The following is a 16480-nucleotide window of genomic DNA, read 5'->3' as shown; positions in this document are numbered from 1 at the left end:
CCAAGTCGCCCGCAGGCAGCACTTGGATATCGCCTGTCACGAAACAGGCCAAGGAATCGGTATTCTCCTCAAATTCATTATCAGCTCAGCTTAATTAGATTCTCAATGAAACTAATTACGATTGCTTTGTTCATTTTCTGAACTTATTGTTGGCGAAACGAGCAAGGATCCAGACGGAACGTCGAATTGCTAACATCCTCTCAGCAGCAGCTTTTGCGGGTCATCAGCCAATCAGGCCCTTCCAGCCGCACGGTCCTGGCGGCCTCAATGGGGCTGAGCAAGGCTGCGATGAGCGGGATTGCCCGTGATCTGATTTCCCGCGGCGTATTGCGGGAGACGGAAACGATCTACGGACAGGGCCGCCCGTCGATCCTGCTGGACCTGCATCCGGAAGGTGCCTTCTTCGGTGGAATTTCGCTGCTGGAAGACCCGGCACCGCTGGTGCTCAGCGATTTCAATGGCAACATCGTCGCTCGTCAGACCATGCCGCTATCGCGCGATCCTGACATCATTGCCGAAATGATCGCCGACACGCTGCCGAAATTGCTGGCCGAATGCAAAGATGCCAGTCGCAAGCTCTCAGGCCTCGGCATCGCTCTTTCCGGCTTCGTCGACGAAAAACAGGCAAGCTGCGTCAAATCCACCCTGCTTGGCTGGCAGGACGTGCCGCTTGCCGGCATCATCAGGCAGAAGACCGGCATCGCCACCTTCATAGAAAACGACGCCAAGGCGGTCGCGGTCAGCGAGAAGCTGTTCGGCAACGCCCGCGACGTGCAGAATTTCAGCGTGGTGTCCTTCGACGACGGCATCGGCTGCGCCCATTTTATCGGCGGCAAGCTCTATCGCGGCAATCATGGCGGCGCCGGCGAAATTGCCCATTGTACGATCGAGCCCAATGGTTCGCCCTGCCGCTGCGGCAAGCGCGGATGTCTCGATACCATAGCCTCGCTGAAGGCAATCAAGGAAACGGCCAAAGCCGAGGGCCTCAGCTGCCAATCCCTCGACGAACTGGAGACGGAGGCATCGCTCGGCAACGCCGCAGCGATCCGCGTCCTGCATCGCGCCGGCAGTGCTCTTGGGCTGGCGATCGCGCACCTCATCCAGTTCAACGATCCCGGCCTGATCCTGATTACGCACGTCGAAGGGCGCTTCGATGGCCTTTTCGGCACAGTCATGCAGCAAGCTGTCGAGGCAAACGTATTGCCGCGCTATGCCGGCCAGACACCGATCCGCACGCAGCGCGTCGATGGCGATGTCTGGGCGCGGGGCGCTGCCAGCATTGCCGCTCATAATTTTCTGATTGGTCCCAACCCCTATTGAGGTTCCCATGCGCATCGCCGTCGGAGGCATTCATATCGAATGCAGCACCTACAATCCCGTCCTGAACGAAGAGAAGGACTTTCGCGTCCTGCGCGGCGCAGAGCTGACTGCCTCGCCCTATTTCGCCTTCCTGAGGGATTATGACGGCGAATTCCTGCCGACCATCCATGCCAGAGCAATCGCCGGCGGCCCCGTCGCGCGCCATACCTACGAGGCCTTCAAGGCAGAGTTCCTCGAAGGGCTGAAGGCCTTGCTGCCACTCGACGGGCTCTATCTCGCCATGCATGGCGCCATGTATGTCGAGGGCATGGAAGATGCCGAAGGCGACTGGATCAGCGCCGCCCGCGCCGTCGTCGGTGACGATTGCATGGTCTCGGCAAGTTACGACCTGCATGGCAATGTCACCCAGCGCATCATCGATGCGCTCGACATGTACTCGACCTATCGCACCGCCCCGCATATCGATGTCGAGGAGACCATGCGCCGCGCGGTCAAGATGCTGACGGAAAGCCTGAAGACCGGCGTGAAGCCGATCCTGCTCTGGGCGCCGATCCCGGTGGTGCTGCCGGGCGAACGCACCAGCACCGTCGATGAACCAGCCAAAAGCCTTTACGACATGCTGCCCGGAATCGATGCCATTGACGGCGTCTGGGATGCCTCCCTGATGGTCGGCTATGTCTGGGCTGACGAACCGCGTGCCACGGCAGCCGCCATCATGACCGGCACGGATCGCGCCGTGCTTGAGCGGGAAGCAAAGCGCCTCGCGCAGGCCTATTGGGATGCGCGCCAGGATTTCGTTTTCGGCTGCGAAATCGGCTCGATCGAGGAATGCGTCGCCAAGGCAATCACTAGCACGACCGCGCCCGTTGTTCTGGCTGAGTCCGGCGACAATCCGACGGGCGGCGGCGTCGGTGACCGCGCCGATGTGCTGGCCGAACTCATTGCCAAGGGCGCACAAGGCGTCATCTTTGCCGGCATCGCCGACAAGGCCGCGACGGAAGCCTGCTATGCCGCCGGCCCCGGTGCCACCCTCGATGTCTCCGTCGGCGCGTCGCTCGACACCAAGGGAAGCAAACCGGTAAAAGGCAACTTCACCGTCAAGCACCTGCTGGAGACTAAAGAAGCGAGCGACATGCAGGCCGTCGTCTCCATCGGCGGCATCGACCTCGTCCTTTCAGCCAAGCGCCGTCCCTACCACAACATCGCCGATTTTACCCGCCTCGGCCTTGATCCGCACAAGGCAAAGATCATCGTCGTCAAATCGGGCTATCTTTCTCCGGAACTGGCACCCATCGCCAATCCGAACCTGATGGCACTGTCGCCCGGCGTCGTCGACCAATTCGTCGAGCGCCTGCCGCGCCTGCGCAAGACGAAGCCGACCTACCCCTTCGACAGGGATTTCGACTTCACGCCCGAGACAGCCATTTCGGCGCGCGCCATCGGTCGATAAGGCTCCGCCCGAGAGCCGTAAGGGCGGACGCCATCATCCCACCGTCTGAAAAGGCGACCCGTTTTTGCGGGTCGCCTTTTCGCATTGCGCACAAAAATTGCGCATTGCAAAAATTGCACAAAAAGCGCTTGACGATGTGATCGAGTTGAATTTCTATTGAACCAATCTGAAATTGGTTCACCCTCGTCATGGCAACCAGCAGCCTTCCGGAAAATTCGGTGCATGCCCTGGAAAGGCTCCGAGGGCTCTTGAATTCCGCCGATCTGCCGACCGATGGAAAGCTGCCGACGGAGCGGGCTCTTTCGGAAACGCTCGGCGTCAGCCGGCGTGCGATCCGGCGGGCGTTAGAAGTGCTGGAAGCGGAAGGCCGCGTCTGGCGGCGGCAGGGCTCGGGAACCTATGTCGGACAACGACCGGACGACTGGAGCCAGCATGTCAGCACGCTTGTCGCCGGCACCGACCTCATGGAAGTGATGGAGGTCCGGCTGCGCATCGAGCCACAACTCGCCCAGCTCGCCGCCATGCGCGCCAAGCCCGACGACATCGACCGCATGTATGAGCTGGCAAAGAAGATCACGGCCAGCGACGATGCCGACAGCCGCGAACTCTGGGATGGCGCATTGCATCGGTTGATCGCGCAAAGCGCCGGCAATCAGTTCTTCCTGACCATTTTCGACGTGATCAATCATGTCCGCCAGGACGAAGCCTGGCAAACCATTCGCGAATTGGCCCGCAGCATCAACAGGACGCGCCCGGTCTCCTATGCACAGCATCGGGCAATCATCGACGCCATTGCGGCGCGCAACCCGATGAAGGCGGCTGAGGCCATGCGCGAACATCTTCTGATGCTTCAGGAAAGCCTGATCCGCATCACTTCGCTGGATGCGCGGCAAGCCGAGGAGGTGGGCTGACCAAAAGTCTCGCCCACACCAGACCATGGCTGGAGAGGAAACCGGCCAAGACTGCAAAACGAAAACTATAAACAGGAGAACGAAATGAAGATTGCCAAATTCATGGCATCGCTTGCCGCCGGCGCCCTGATCGCGCTGCCGTCCCTAGCCGCCGAGCTCAAGATCGGCCTGCAGGACGATGCCGACGCGCTCGACCCTGCTCAGTCTCGCACCTTTGTCGGCCGCATCGTCTATACCGCGCTCTGCGACAAGCTTGTCGACGTGACGCCGGACCTGAAATTCGTACCGCAGCTTGCCACCTCCTGGAAATGGTCCGATGATGGCAAGCAGCTCGTCATGGAGCTGCGCCAGGGCGTGAAATTCCAGGATGAGACGCCATTTAACGCGCAAGCCGTCGTCGACAATATCCAGCGCTATCAGACATTGCCGGAGTCGCGCCGCAAGAGCGAACTTTCCTCCGTCGCCAAGGTCGATGCGACAGGCGAGTACGAAGTCACCTTCACCCTGAAGGCGCCCGACGTCACGCTGCTTGCCCAGCTCTCCGACCGCTCGGGCATGATGGTCTCGCCGACGGCGGCAAAGGCTACCGGTGCCAAATTCGGCGATCATCCCGTCTGCTCCGGCCCGTTCAAATTCGTCGAACGCGTGCAGCAGGACCGCATCGTGCTCGAGAAATTCCAGGACTACTGGAACAAGGACAATATCTTCATCGACAAGGTGACCTACCTGCCGATCCCCGACACGACGGTGCGCCTCGCAAACCTACGCTCCGGCGATCTCGACATGATCGAGCGCGTGGCCGCCTCTGATGTCGCCACGGTCAAGGGCGATCCCAATCTCGTCTATGCCGACGCGATCGGCACCGGCTGGCTCGGCGTCTATGCGAATGTCGGCAACGGCACGCGCGCCGACAATCCGATGGGCAAGGACAAGCGCCTGCGCCAGGCCTTCTCGCTGGCGATCGACCGCGAAGCTGCCATGCAGATCGTCTTCGACGGCACGGGTCTTGCTGGCAATCAGCCATTTGCGCCGAACAGCCCCTGGTTCGACAAGGACGTTCCGGTACCTGCCCGCGACGTCGACAAGGCCGAGGCGCTGGTCAAGGAAGCCGGTTTCGACCGCATCCCGGTCGAGCTCGCCGTCGCCAACAATCCCGTCTCGATGCAGATGATGCAGATCATCCAGTCGATGGTCGCCGAAGCCGGCTTCGACGTGACGCTGAAGACGACCGAATTTGCGACCTTGCTCGACGCACAATCGAGCGGCAACTACCAGCTCAGCCGCTCCGACTGGTCCGGCCGCTCCGACCCCGACGGCAACATTCAGCAGTTCGTCACGACAGGCGCCGGCCTCAACGATTCCAAATACAGCAATCCGGAGGTCGACAAGCTGCTGCTGGAGGCGCGCCAGTCGCAGGATAACGCCGTGCGCAAGCAGAGGTACGATGCGGCCGAGGCGATCCTCAACCAGGATCTGCCGATCATCTTCCTCGGGCACCAGGCCTGGATATGGGCCTACAACAAGAAGGTATCCGGCTTCGTGCCCTCCCCGGACGGCATGATCCGCCTCGTGGGCGTGAAGAAGGGCAGCTGAACGACCAAAGCCATGCGGGCTCCTTCCCGCATGGCGCTTTCACATTCGACATCGCGGCAAGGATCTGCCCATGTATAGCTATATCGGAAAGAGGCTGCTCGTCGCCATCCCGACGCTGCTGATCATTTCGATCTTCGTCTTCTCGCTACAGAAGCTGCTGCCTGGCGATCCGGTGCTCGCCATGGCCGGCGAAGAGCGCGATCCGCAGGTGCTGGAGCTGCTTCGCGAGAAATATCGGCTGAACGATCCGGTCATCTACCAATATGGCTATTGGCTGCAGGGTGTCGCCAGGGGCGATCTCGGCGTCTCGCTGCGCACCAATCAGCCGGTCCTGACGCTCGTTGCCGAAAAGCTGCCGGTAACGATCCAGCTTGCCGTCATGTCGATGATCTTCGCTTTCGCGATCGGTATTCCCATGGGCATATTGGCGGCGGTGAAGAAGAACACCTTCATCGACTTCCTCGCCAATATCGTCGCCCTGTGCGGGCTGTCGGTGCCGAACTTCTGGCTCGGCATCATGCTGATCCTGCTGGTCTCGGTGAAGCTGCACTGGCTTCCTGCTTCCGGTTATCAACCCTTTTTCGAAGACCCATGGCGCTCGATCCAGACGATGCTGATGCCGTCCTTTGTGCTCGGCAATGCGCTGGCGGCGACGTTGATGCGCCACACCCGCTCCTCGATGCTGAGCGTGCTCAGCGCTGACTATATCCGGACAGCCCGTGCGAAGGGCCTGCCGGAAACCGCCGTCGTCCTTCAGCACAGCTTCCGCAACGCCATCCTGCCCGTCGTCACTGTCAGCGCCCTGCTCTTCGGCGAGCTTCTGGCTGGCGCTGTGCTGACCGAGCAGATCTTCACCATCCCCGGCTTCGGCAAGCTGATCGTCGATGCGGTCTTCAACCGGGACTATGCCGTCGTCCAGGGCGTGGTTCTCTGCACTGCCATCGGCTTTATCGCAATGAACCTCATCGCCGATATTCTCTACGTTCTCCTCAATCCGCGCATGAGGGCGGCCCTATGAGCACGATCGTCCAAGCGGCCACGACCGCCCCTTCTGCCAAACGTGCTCCCAACCGCGCCTGGCGCAAGCTGCGAGCCAACAAGGGCGCGCTGGTTGGACTGGCGATCATTCTCTTCTTTACCGCGCTTGCGGTGGTCGCACCGCTGCTACCGATCCCGGATCCGGTCGCCACCAGCTGGTCGGCGATCCGCAAGGCGCCATCAGCCGCTCATTGGCTCGGCTCCGACGATCTCGGCCGCGACATTCTCTCCCGCATGATCTGGGGCGCGCGGGCGTCCCTGATGGCTGGCATCTTCTCCGTCGCCATCGCGGTCGCCATCGGTGTGCCCTTGGGTCTGATCTCGGGTTACTATGGCGGCTGGATCGATCAAATCATCTCGCGCATCACCGAAGCCTTTCTGGCGATGCCCTTCCTCATCACCGCCATTGCGCTTGCCGCCTTCCTCGGCCCCAGCCTCACCAATGCGATGATCGCGATCGGCTTGTCGGCAACGCCCGTCTTCGTGCGGCTGACGCGCGGCCAGGTGCTGGCGGTCAAGACGGAGGATTATGTCGAGGGCGCCCGATCGATCGGCTTGCGCCATTTCAGTATCATCACCCGTTATATCCTGCCGAACGTATTCGCTCCGATCCTCGTGCAGGCAACTCTCACCATCGCAACCGCGATCATCGCGGAAGCGAGCCTCTCCTTCCTTGGCCTCGGCCAGCAGCCGCCTGCCCCGAGCTGGGGTTCGATGCTCAACGTCGCCAAGAATTATCTCGAACAGGCGCCCTGGATGGCCATGTGGCCGGGTGCCGCCATTTTTCTCGTCGTGATCGGCTTCAATCTCCTCGGCGACGGCCTGCGCGATGCGCTCGACCCGCGCGAAGCATGAATAAACTGAAAGGATGCCCCCAATGACCGCATTCACCACACGCCCTGAAATCCTCGGCACCTTCGGCGTCGTTACCTCGACGCACTGGATTGCGTCCGCCGTCGGCATGAGCATTCTCGAAAAAGGCGGCAATGCCTTCGACGCAGCCGTTGCCACCGGCTTCGTGCTGCAGATCGTCGAGCCGCATCTCTGCGGGCCGGGCGGCGACATGCCGGCGATCCTCTATTCGAAGAAGAAGGACAAAGTCGAGGTCATCTGTGCCCAGGCACCGGCACCGGCAGGCGCAACGATAGAGCATTACACGCGCGAAGGGTTGAAGCTGATCCCCGGTGATGGCCTGCTTGCGACCGTCATTCCTGGCGCCTTCGATGGCTGGATGCTGATGCTGCGCGATTACGGCCGACTGACGGTCCGCGACGTGCTGGAACCGGCGATCCACTATGCCGAAAAAGGCCATCCCGTCCTGCCGCGCGTTTCCGCCACCATTGCCGGGCTTGCCGAATTCTATCGCAAGGAATGGCCGACATCCTACGAGACATGGCTTCCGGGCGGTGCCGCGCCCGAACCCTGGTCCAATTTCAAGAACCCGGTTCTTGCCGAAACCTGGAAGCGTATCGTCGCCGAAGCGGAAAGCAAGAGCGATCGTGAATCGCAGATCGAAGCCGCACGCGATGCCTATTACCGCGGCTTCGTCGCAGAGGCGATCGACAGCTATGTCAGCAAGACCGAGGTGATGGATGCGAGCGGCGAACGCCACAAGGGTGTGTTGACCGCCGACGATATGGCCAACTGGCGCGCGACGATTGAGGCGCCACAGACCTATGACTATCACGGCTGGACGGTCGCCAAGATCGGCCCCTGGGGTCAAGGGCCTGTCTTCCTGCAGACGCTGGCATTGCTCAAAGGTTTCGATCTGGCCGGCATGGACCCAGCAGGAGCCGATTTCGTCCACGCCGTCACCGAGGCCATGAAGCTCGCCTTTGCCGATCGCGAGGTCTATTACGGCGATCCCAATTTCACGAATGTGCCGCTCGAAACCCTGCTTTCGGATGCCTATGCCGATGAGCGTCGCCGGCTGATTTCACCGGAAGCATCGCTCGCCCTGCGCCCGGGCAAATTGGCCGGCTTTGAAGACCAGTATGATCTTACCATGACGATGCTCGAGGCGCCGGAAGCCAAGAGTGGTGCGGTCTATGAGCCGACAATGTCGCATTTGACCGAAAAGCGCGGCGATACCGTGCATATCGACGTCATCGACCGAGAGGGCAACATGGTGTCGGTGACGCCATCCGGTGGCTGGCTGCAATCCTCGCCCATCGTGCCGGGTCTCGGCTTCTGCCTGAACTCCCGCGCACAAATGTTCTGGCTGCAGCCTGGCCTGCCCTCCTCGCTTGCGCCGGGCAAGCGGCCGCGCACGACGCTGACCCCGACAATGGCACTGCATGAGGGGCGCCCGACCCTTGCCTTCGGCACGCCCGGCGGCGATCAGCAGGAGCAGTGGCAGCTTTCCTTCTTCCTGCGCTATGTCCATCATGGGCTGAACCTGCAGGAGGCGATCGACAAGCCGCTGTTTCACAGCACACATTTCCCGAGTTCCTTCTATCCGCGCACGCGCGAGCCGGGCGGCCTGACGGCGGAGGCGAATTTCAGCGCTGATGTGCTGGATACGCTCCGCAAGAAGGGCCACCAGTTGACCGTCGCGCCGGAGTGGACCGTGGGCCGCCTCACCGCAGCGCGGCGTGACGCGGATGGCCTCTTGCGCGCCGCAGCAACTCCGCGTTTGATGCAAGCCTACGCTGTCGGGAGATAGAGCCGATGACCTGGTCGATCGTAGCCCGCGAGCCGGAAACCGGAAACCTCGCCATCGCCGTCGCCACGCGCTTCTTTGCCGTCGGCAGCATCGTGCCGCATATTCGCGGCGGCATCGGCGCGGTTGCGACGCAGGCCTTTGCCAGCCCGCTCTACGGCATCGACGGACTGGCGATGCTGGCAGCAGGCCACGCGCCTGGCGAAATCGTTGAGGCGCTGAGCGCTCGCGACGAAGGCCGCGAGCAACGGCAGTTCCACCTCATCGACAGCAAAGGTAACAACGCCGCCTTCACCGGCGCCAAGTGCATCGATTGGGCGGGCCATCTGGTTGACGACAATGTGTCGGTTGCCGGCAATATGCTGGCCGGGCCGCAGGTGATTTCTGAAACGCTTGCGACCTTCAAAAAGACTGCCGGCAAACCACTCGCGGAACGGCTGCTCGAAGCGATGCGCGCCGGCGAAGACGCCGGGGGCGACAAACGTGGCAAGCAATCGGCAGCACTCGTCATCCACCGCGACCAGGATTATGCCTGGCTGAACATTCGCGTCGACGACAGTGCCGATCCGCTCGCCGAACTCGAACGGCTCTATGCGGTTGCACAGGAACGTTACCTCCATGTTGCCGAGACCATGCCGACGCGGCAGAACCCCAGCGGCATGACCGACCGGCGCGAGATCGACGAAAAGATTGCCGCTCTTGAGACCAGGAGGATTGCCGAGGGCAGGCCTTCGGCTTCCCATGCCACAATGGCAGCTCCATCGTGAACAACTTCGATTGAAGCTCGACCAATGGTAAAATCATAAAAGGGAACTTCATGCCGACCGTTGCAGCGCAGATGACCAATCCGGGCACCCAGCCTGTTCTTTCTGTCTCCGATCTCACCACGTCGTTTCTCGTCGATGGTGAGTGGCGCACGGTTGTCAAGGATATCTCCTTCGACGTCATGCCGGGCGAAACGGTCGCGATCGTCGGCGAAAGTGGTTCCGGCAAGAGCGTGACCTCGCTCTCGATCATGCGGCTGCTTGCCAGGGCCAGCAGCCGCATCGAGGGCTCCGTGAAGCTCAACGGCCGCGATCTCCTGGCATTGCCGGAGGCAGAGATGCGCAAGGTGCGCGGCAAGGATGTCGCGATGATCTTCCAGGAGCCGATGACTTCTCTCAATCCGATCTTCACCATCGGCCGGCAGATTTCCGAGGCGCTGACCTGCCACGGCAATATTTCCAAGGCCGCGGCGAAGGCGGAAACGATCCGCCTGCTGGAAAAGGTGCGTATCCCCAATGCGTCCTCGCGCTTCGACGAATATCCGCACCAGTTTTCAGGCGGCATGCGCCAGCGCGTGATGATCGCCATGGCGCTTGCCAGCCGCCCGAAACTGCTGATCGCCGACGAGCCGACAACGGCCCTCGACGTGACGATCCAGGGGCAGATCCTCGACCTCATCAAGGTGCTGCAGGAAGAGGAAGGCATGTCCGTCCTCTTCATCACCCACGATATGGGCGTCGTCGCCGAGATATCCGATCGGACCATCGTTATGTATCGCGGCGAGGCGGTCGAGACCGGTAAGACCGACGATATCTTCCATCGCGGCCAGCACCCCTATACCCGCGCCCTGCTGTCTGCCGTGCCGCGCCTCGGCTCGATGAAAGACCAGCCGCAACCGCTGCGCTTCCCGGTCGTGGACGCAAGCACGGGTCAACGCAGCGAACCGAAGGCGCTGGCCGACACCGTCGATCATGGCAAGACCCCGGTGCTGGAAGTGAAAAACCTCGTCACCCGCTTCGATCTTCACGGCGGCCTGCTCGCCCGTCCGACGGGTGCCATTCATGCCGTCGAGAATGTCTCCTTCGATCTCGCCCAGGGAGAAACGCTGTCATTGGTCGGAGAATCCGGCTGCGGCAAGTCGACGACCGGGCGCTCCATCATGCGCCTCATCAACCCAAAATCCGGCGAGGTTCGCCTCGACGGCTATGACGTGATGAAGCTCAATACGCTCGATCTGCGCCGCATGCGCCGCAGCATCCAGATGATTTTCCAGGATCCGTTTGCCAGCCTCAATCCGCGCATGACGATCGGCGCCGCCGTTGCCGAACCCTTCGTCGAGCATCGCTTGGGCACGCGCGCCGAAGCGCGGGAAAAGGCGGCCGATCTTCTGGAACGCGTTGGCCTGAAGGCCGATATGATGAGCCGCTATCCGCACGAATTCTCAGGCGGCCAGCGCCAGCGCATCTGCATTGCCCGGGCGCTCGCGCTTGATCCGAAAGTGATCGTCGCCGACGAAAGCGTCTCGGCGCTCGACGTGTCGATCAAGGCACAGGTCTGCAATCTGCTGATGGATCTGCAGCAGAGCCTCAACCTCTCCTATCTCTTCATCTCGCACGACATGGCCGTGGTCGAGCGCGTCAGCCACCGCGTCGCCGTCATGTATCTCGGCGAGATCGTCGAAATCGGCCCGCGCGCCTCCGTATTCGAAAATCCGCAGCACCCCTACACCAAGAAGCTGATGGCAGCGGTCCCGGTGCCGGACCCCTCGCGACGCGGCATCCGGCGCAATCTCGCCGTCGACGAATTGAAGAGCCTGGTGCGCCCGGTTGGATATCAACCACCGGCGCGACGTTACCGCGAAGTCTCGCAGGGCCATCTAGTTCGAATGGAAGAGGCCGCTTGAGACGACTTCCGGCCTTGACGCCGCCGAAATCCGGGCAAATATCGACATCCTGTTTTCCATCTCATCTGGAGTGAATGATATGACCGATAATGTGCTCGATATTCCGGTAAAGAGGATCGATGGCAGCGATACGACGCTTGCCGACTATCGCGGCAAGGTCATCATGGTCGTCAACGTTGCGTCCAAATGCGGCCTGACGGTGCAGTACGAAGGGCTGGAAAAGCTTTACGAAACGAAGCGCGACGAAGGTCTTGTCATCGCCGGCTTCCCGGCCAACGACTTCAAGGGCCAGGAGCCGGGCAGCGACAAGGAGATCCTGGATTTCTGCACCCTGACCTACGACGTCCAGTTCCCGATGTTCTCCAAGATCGCGGTTACAGGTGAAGAGCGCCATCCGCTCTATAACAATCTCATCGCCTCAGGCGTCGAGACGACAGGCGACGGGCCAATGCGCGAGCGCCTGGCAAAGCACGGCCTCGAAACCGGACAGGATGGCGGCATCGTCTGGAATTTCGAAAAATTCCTCATCGGCCGCGACGGCAAAGTAGCCGCCCGCTTTGCTCCTGATGTAACGGCCGACGATCCGCGCCTCCTCTCGGTTCTGGAAGAGGAGCTGGCACGTGCCGGCTGAGGCGCCCCAGCACCTTGCGAACCTGCAAAAATAACACATCACATCAATAGGTTGCGCCTGTTTTCAGGGCATAGCTGAGCTTGTTCAGCCGGATGGCGTAATTGCCTGCCATCCGGCCCAGGAGTATCCTTCCCCATCCGAATACATCGCAATGGAACGCTGCATCAATTCTGATGGGAGGATGTCATGCGCGAACCTGATATGCAAAAACTCGATACCCTTGTCGGGCGCCTGGTCGGCGATCTCGGCGCGGCGGTCTCAGGTGTGCTGGTAACGCTCGGAGATCATTTGGGCCTGTTCAGGGCCATGGCCGATGGAACGCCGATGACCTCGGCGGAACTGGCCGACAAGGTCGGCGTCAAGGAGCGCTATGTGCGCGAATGGCTGTCCGCTCAGGCAGCCGCCGACTATGTCAGCTACGACGACGACACCGAACGCTTCTACCTGACACCGGAACAGGCAATGGTGTTTGCGGAGGAAAACAGCCCTGCCTTCTTCGCGGGCGCTTTCGATGTCGTTCAATCCATGTGGGTCGACGAGCCGAAGGTGGTCAACGCCTTCAAGACCGGCAGCGGCCTTGGCTGGCATGAGCACAGCGCCTGCCTGTTTCGCGGCACGGAACGTTTTTTCCGAACGGGCTACAACAGCCATCTCATTTCGGAATGGATACCGGCGCTCGACGGCATGAAGGAAAAACTCGAGGCCGGAGCTATCGTCGCCGATGTCGGTTGTGGCCATGGCGCCTCGACCATCCTGATGGCAGAGGCGTATCCGAACTCGACCTTCTTCGGCTTCGACTATCATCTCCCGTCCATCGAACGAGCGAAGGCGGCTGCAAGGGAAGCGGGCGTTGCGGGCCGTATCACGTTCGAGCAGGCGACTGCCAAGGATTTCCCGGCTGCCGACTACGATCTCGTGGCAATGTTCGATTGCCTGCACGACATGGGCGATCCCGTCGGTGCCGGCAAACATATCAAGGAAACCCTCGCCGATGACGGCACCTGGATGATCGTCGAGCCTTTCGCACATGATTGCCTGAAGGATAACCTCAACCCGGTCGGTCGCGTCTACTACGGCGCTTCAACGATGATCTGCACACCGGCCTCGCTATCGCAGGAGGTGGGACTGGGTCTGGGCGCACAGGCGGGTGAGCTGAAACTGCGCAAGGTTGCCATGGATGCGGGCTATTCGCATTTCCGCAAGGCGACCGAAACGCCGTTCAACATGATCTTTGAAGTCAGGGCATGAAAATCGTGCCGCGCGCTTCGGCTAGCGCGCGGCACGTATCTCATAGACGCTGCCCATCTTCGCCGAACAACGACGCGAGCGTCGGTTGAAAATAGACCGGCTGCTCGGTATCGAGCGCGACATCCTCATCGGCGTCGATACGCACCGACAGCGTCTCGCCGCCGACCTGACCCCAGATCAGATTGTCCGAGCCCATGGGCTCGACGATGGTGAAGGTCGCCGGCAGGCTGGCGGCCCGCCCGCCTGCCGGCTGGAACTGCATCTGCTCGGGCCGGACCCCAAGCGTTGCCTTTCGGCCCTCGCCGGGTGTACCGGAAAATTCATAGCCGTTGAGATCGATCTTGCGGCCGTCGGGCAAGGTGAAGGCCGGCACGCCGCCATTGCTCGTCACCTGCCCCGACAGGAAGTTCATCGAGGGCGAACCGACGAAGCCGGCGACGAAACGATTGACCGGACGTCGGTAGATTTCCTTCGGCGAGGCGAATTGCTGGATGACCCCGCCACTCATGACGGCGATGCGATCGGCAAGCGTCAGCGCCTCGATCTGGTCATGGGTCACATAGATCATGGTCGAGCCGAGGCCGCTGTGCAGGCGCTTGAGCTCGACGCGCAGCTCGGTTCTAAGCTTAGCATCGAGATTGGATAGCGGCTCGTCGAACAGGAAGACATCGACGTCGCGCACAAGGGCACGGCCGATGGCGACGCGCTGGCGCTGGCCGCCGGAGAGCTCACCCGGCCGCCGCTTGCGCAAGGGATCGATCTGCAGGATCTGCACGGCGCGGTCGACACGCTGAGCGATTTCGTCCTTCGCCATGCCGGCGATGCGCAGTCCGAAGGAGAGATTTCCCTCGACCGTCATCGTCGGATAGAGCGCATAGGATTGAAACACCATGCCGATGCCGCGATCCTTCGGCTCTTCCCAGGTGACGTTCTTGTCACCGATCCAGATCTGGCCGTCGGTGATATCGGTCAACCCGGCGATCGCATTGAGCAGTGTCGACTTGCCGCAGCCGGACGGGCCGAGCAGCACGATGAACTCGCCGGATTGTATTTCGATATTGAGTGATTTCAGGACGCTGACACTGCCGAAATCGATTGCAAGTTCGCGAATGGAAACATTGGCCATGAGCTATCCCTTGACTGCACCGGCGGTGATGCCGCGCACGAACCAGCGACCCGAGCCGAAATAGACGATCAACGGCACCAGGGCGGTGAGAATGGTCGCCGCCATGTTGACGTTGTAGAGCTTCTCGCCCTGGGTCGAGTTGACGATGTTGTTGAGCTGCACGGTCATGGGGAAATTTTCCCGGCCGGCAAAGACGACGCCGAAGAGGAAGTCATTCCAGATACCGGTCACCTGCAGGATCGCCGCGACCACCAGGATCGGGATCGACATCGGGATCATCAGCCGGAAGAAGATCTGCCAAAGCCCCGCACCATCGATGCGGGCCGCCTTGAAGAGCTCCATCGGCAGGCTGGAATAATAATTGCGGAACAGAAGCGTCAGAACCGGCAGGCCGAAGACCGTGTGAGTGATGATGATGCAGGGCAGCGTCGAATAGATGCCGACGTCGCGATAGATCAGAACCAGTGGGTAGATAAAAACCTGATACGGGATGAAGGCGCCGAGCAGCAGGATGGCAAAGAGCACGTTCGCCCCTCGAACCCGCCAGAAGGACAGCGCATAACCGGTCAGCGACGAGATCAGGATCGACAGGATCATGCTCGGGATCAGGATCTTCACCGAATTCCAGAAGCCGACGCTGATGCCGCCGCATTCAAGCCCGGTGCAGGCTGTGCTCCACGCCTGAACCCAGGCATCGGCCGACCACATCTGCGGAAAGGCGAAGATGTTGCCTTGCCGGATCTCCGGCATGGATTTGAACGAGGTGACGAGCATCACGTAGAGCGGCAGCAGGAAGAACAGTGCCGCAATGACGAGAAAGAGATAAAGGCCGATGCGGCCGGGGGTCAGATGCTGCGGCTTGCGCCCAGTCGGACCCTGCATGGCACCAGTGATGGAAGATGGCGTTGTCATCAGTTCCCCCTCGGCTTTTCGCGGAAATATTCAAAGTAGAGCCAGGGCGTCACCAGGATCACCACGGTGATGAACATCACTGTCGATGCGCCCGTTGCGAGCCCGATGTTGCCGCGCCCGAAGAGGTAATCCATGATGAACTTGCCGGGCACTTCGGTCGAGATTCCCGGCCCCCCGCCCGTGGTCGCCAGCACCAGCTCATAGACCCTGACGACAGCAATCGCCAAAAGCACGCTGGCTGTGATGATGGTCGGTCTCAGGATCGGGATGACGATGTGAAGATAAACGCGCCAGCTCGGTATGCCGTCGATACGCGTCGCCTTCCACAATTCGCGGTCGACGCCTCGCAGACCCGCGAGCATGATAGCCATGACGAGACCGGACGATTGCCAGATGCCGGCAAGCACGATGACATATAGCGCGAGATCGCTCTGGACGATCCAATCGAAGCGGAACCAGGTAAAGCCGACGCTGTCCGCAACCTTTTGCAGGCCGAGCGTCGGGTTCATGATCCACTGCCAGACAAGCCCGGTGACGATGAAAGACATCGCAAAAGGATAGAGGAAGATCGTCCGGAAGGTGTTTTCGAAACGAACCTTCTGATCGAGCGCGACGGCGAGAAGAAAGCCGAGGATCAGACAGCCGACAATGAATAGAATGCCGAAGACGACAACGTTCTGCAGCGATATCAGCCAGCGCGCCGTGGCAAACAGCCGCTCATATTGCTTGGTGCCGACAAAGATATTGACCGGCAACACCTTGCTGTCCGTGAACGATATCCAGATGTTCCAGACGACAGTGACGACATAGGCCAGAAGCACAATGGCGAAAGCCGGAAACAGGGCCACATAGGGCGAAATATGCATCTTCCTGCGACTGACGCTCGCAGGTGCGACAACCGCCTTTACGGCAGTGGCGCTC

14 protein-coding genes are annotated in these 16480 nt (G+C 60.9%); 11 read left to right on the top strand and 3 right to left on the bottom strand.

Annotated features, from left to right (window positions below; all coding sequences use genetic code 11):
* Nucleotides 1-186: 186 nt before the first annotated feature.
* From GA0061100_RS17250 to GA0061100_RS17200, 11 genes are all read left to right on the top strand, one after another.
* Nucleotides 187-1320, top strand: a complete 1134-nt coding sequence (locus GA0061100_RS17250) for an ROK family transcriptional regulator (protein WP_075853940.1) — start codon at nucleotides 187-189, stop codon at nucleotides 1318-1320.
* A gap of 7 nt (nucleotides 1321-1327) precedes the next feature.
* Nucleotides 1328-2770: a M81 family metallopeptidase gene (locus tag GA0061100_RS17245; RefSeq protein WP_075853939.1), complete on the top strand. Its 1443-nt coding sequence runs from the start codon at nucleotides 1328-1330 to the stop codon at nucleotides 2768-2770.
* Nucleotides 2771-2958: 188 nt separating this feature from the next.
* Nucleotides 2959-3681 carry a FadR/GntR family transcriptional regulator gene (locus GA0061100_RS17240; RefSeq protein WP_075853938.1) on the top strand — a complete coding sequence of 241 codons (723 nt, stop codon included), beginning with the start codon at nucleotides 2959-2961 and terminating at the stop codon, nucleotides 3679-3681.
* 84 nt (nucleotides 3682-3765) lie between these two features.
* Complete coding sequence (locus GA0061100_RS17235) at nucleotides 3766-5274, top strand: ABC transporter substrate-binding protein (RefSeq protein ID WP_075853937.1); 1509 nt, start codon at nucleotides 3766-3768, stop codon at nucleotides 5272-5274.
* 70 nt (nucleotides 5275-5344) lie between these two features.
* Nucleotides 5345-6292, top strand: coding sequence for an ABC transporter permease (locus tag GA0061100_RS17230; RefSeq protein WP_075853936.1), 948 nt, complete (start codon nucleotides 5345-5347; stop codon nucleotides 6290-6292).
* Nucleotides 6289-7167 carry an ABC transporter permease gene (locus GA0061100_RS17225; RefSeq protein ID WP_075853935.1) on the top strand — a complete coding sequence of 293 codons (879 nt, stop codon included), beginning with the start codon at nucleotides 6289-6291 and terminating at the stop codon, nucleotides 7165-7167. Before GA0061100_RS17230 ends, GA0061100_RS17225 begins: the two co-directional genes overlap by 4 nt.
* 22 nt (nucleotides 7168-7189) lie before the next feature.
* On the top strand, nucleotides 7190-8977 hold the full coding sequence (locus GA0061100_RS17220) for a gamma-glutamyltransferase family protein (RefSeq protein ID WP_075853934.1): 1788 nt from the start codon (nucleotides 7190-7192) through the stop codon (nucleotides 8975-8977).
* Nucleotides 8978-8982: 5 nt separating this feature from the next.
* Nucleotides 8983-9741: a DUF1028 domain-containing protein gene (locus tag GA0061100_RS17215; protein WP_075853933.1), complete on the top strand. Its 759-nt coding sequence runs from the start codon at nucleotides 8983-8985 to the stop codon at nucleotides 9739-9741.
* Nucleotides 9742-9791: 50 nt separating this feature from the next.
* Nucleotides 9792-11642, top strand: a complete 1851-nt coding sequence (locus GA0061100_RS17210) for an ABC transporter ATP-binding protein (RefSeq protein WP_075853932.1) — start codon at nucleotides 9792-9794, stop codon at nucleotides 11640-11642.
* Between the two features lie 79 nt (nucleotides 11643-11721).
* A complete protein-coding gene (locus tag GA0061100_RS17205; protein WP_075853931.1) occupies nucleotides 11722-12273 on the top strand; it encodes a glutathione peroxidase in 552 nt (183 codons plus the stop codon).
* A gap of 186 nt (nucleotides 12274-12459) precedes the next feature.
* On the top strand, nucleotides 12460-13521 hold the full coding sequence (locus tag GA0061100_RS17200; protein WP_075853930.1) for a class I SAM-dependent methyltransferase: 1062 nt from the start codon (nucleotides 12460-12462) through the stop codon (nucleotides 13519-13521).
* A 40-nt stretch (nucleotides 13522-13561) separates the two neighbouring features.
* On the opposite strand, the gene GA0061100_RS17195 is transcribed toward GA0061100_RS17200, so the two are convergent.
* From GA0061100_RS17195 to GA0061100_RS17185, 3 genes are read right to left on the bottom strand one after another with little or no spacing between them, the layout of a single operon-like run.
* Entirely contained in the window at nucleotides 13562-14647 is a 1086-nt protein-coding gene (locus GA0061100_RS17195) for an ABC transporter ATP-binding protein (protein WP_075853929.1), read from the bottom strand.
* Nucleotides 14648-14650: 3 nt separating this feature from the next.
* On the bottom strand, nucleotides 14651-15559 hold the full coding sequence (locus GA0061100_RS17190; RefSeq protein ID WP_075853928.1) for a carbohydrate ABC transporter permease: 909 nt from the start codon (nucleotides 15557-15559) through the stop codon (nucleotides 14651-14653).
* Nucleotides 15559-16425, bottom strand: coding sequence for a carbohydrate ABC transporter permease (locus GA0061100_RS17185; protein WP_075853927.1), 867 nt, complete (start codon nucleotides 16423-16425; stop codon nucleotides 15559-15561). The genes GA0061100_RS17190 and GA0061100_RS17185 overlap by 1 nt, the downstream gene beginning before the upstream one ends.
* Nucleotides 16426-16480: the final 55 nt, after the last annotated feature.

The organism is Martinezella hainanensis, assembly GCF_900094555.1.
Lineage (GTDB): Bacteria > Pseudomonadota > Alphaproteobacteria > Rhizobiales > Rhizobiaceae > Rhizobium > Rhizobium hainanense.
The sequence above is the reverse complement of the archived record's forward strand: the minus strand, read 5'-3'. Positions and strand labels throughout refer to the sequence as shown.

Bases quoted from the DNA above. Each gene is read 5' to 3' on its own strand.
- GA0061100_RS17215 (WP_075853933.1), top strand. From the start codon at position 8,983: ATGACCTGGTCGATCGTAGCCCGCGAGCCGGAAACCGGAAACCTCGCC.
- GA0061100_RS17200 (WP_075853930.1), top strand. From the start codon at position 12,460: ATGCGCGAACCTGATATGCAAAAACTCGATACCCTTGTCGGGCGCCTG.
- GA0061100_RS17195 (WP_075853929.1), bottom strand. From the start codon at position 14,647: ATGGCCAATGTTTCCATTCGCGAACTTGCAATCGATTTCGGCAGTGTC.
- GA0061100_RS17235 (WP_075853937.1), top strand. From the start codon at position 3,766: ATGAAGATTGCCAAATTCATGGCATCGCTTGCCGCCGGCGCCCTGATC.
- GA0061100_RS17240 (WP_075853938.1), top strand. From the start codon at position 2,959: ATGGCAACCAGCAGCCTTCCGGAAAATTCGGTGCATGCCCTGGAAAGG.
- GA0061100_RS17205 (WP_075853931.1), top strand. From the start codon at position 11,722: ATGACCGATAATGTGCTCGATATTCCGGTAAAGAGGATCGATGGCAGC.
- GA0061100_RS17245 (WP_075853939.1), top strand. From the start codon at position 1,328: ATGCGCATCGCCGTCGGAGGCATTCATATCGAATGCAGCACCTACAAT.
- GA0061100_RS17185 (WP_075853927.1), bottom strand. From the start codon at position 16,425: ATGCATATTTCGCCCTATGTGGCCCTGTTTCCGGCTTTCGCCATTGTG.
- GA0061100_RS17230 (WP_075853936.1), top strand. From the start codon at position 5,345: ATGTATAGCTATATCGGAAAGAGGCTGCTCGTCGCCATCCCGACGCTG.
- GA0061100_RS17210 (WP_075853932.1), top strand. From the start codon at position 9,792: ATGCCGACCGTTGCAGCGCAGATGACCAATCCGGGCACCCAGCCTGTT.
- GA0061100_RS17190 (WP_075853928.1), bottom strand. From the start codon at position 15,559: ATGACAACGCCATCTTCCATCACTGGTGCCATGCAGGGTCCGACTGGG.
- GA0061100_RS17220 (WP_075853934.1), top strand. From the start codon at position 7,190: ATGACCGCATTCACCACACGCCCTGAAATCCTCGGCACCTTCGGCGTC.
- GA0061100_RS17225 (WP_075853935.1), top strand. From the start codon at position 6,289: ATGAGCACGATCGTCCAAGCGGCCACGACCGCCCCTTCTGCCAAACGT.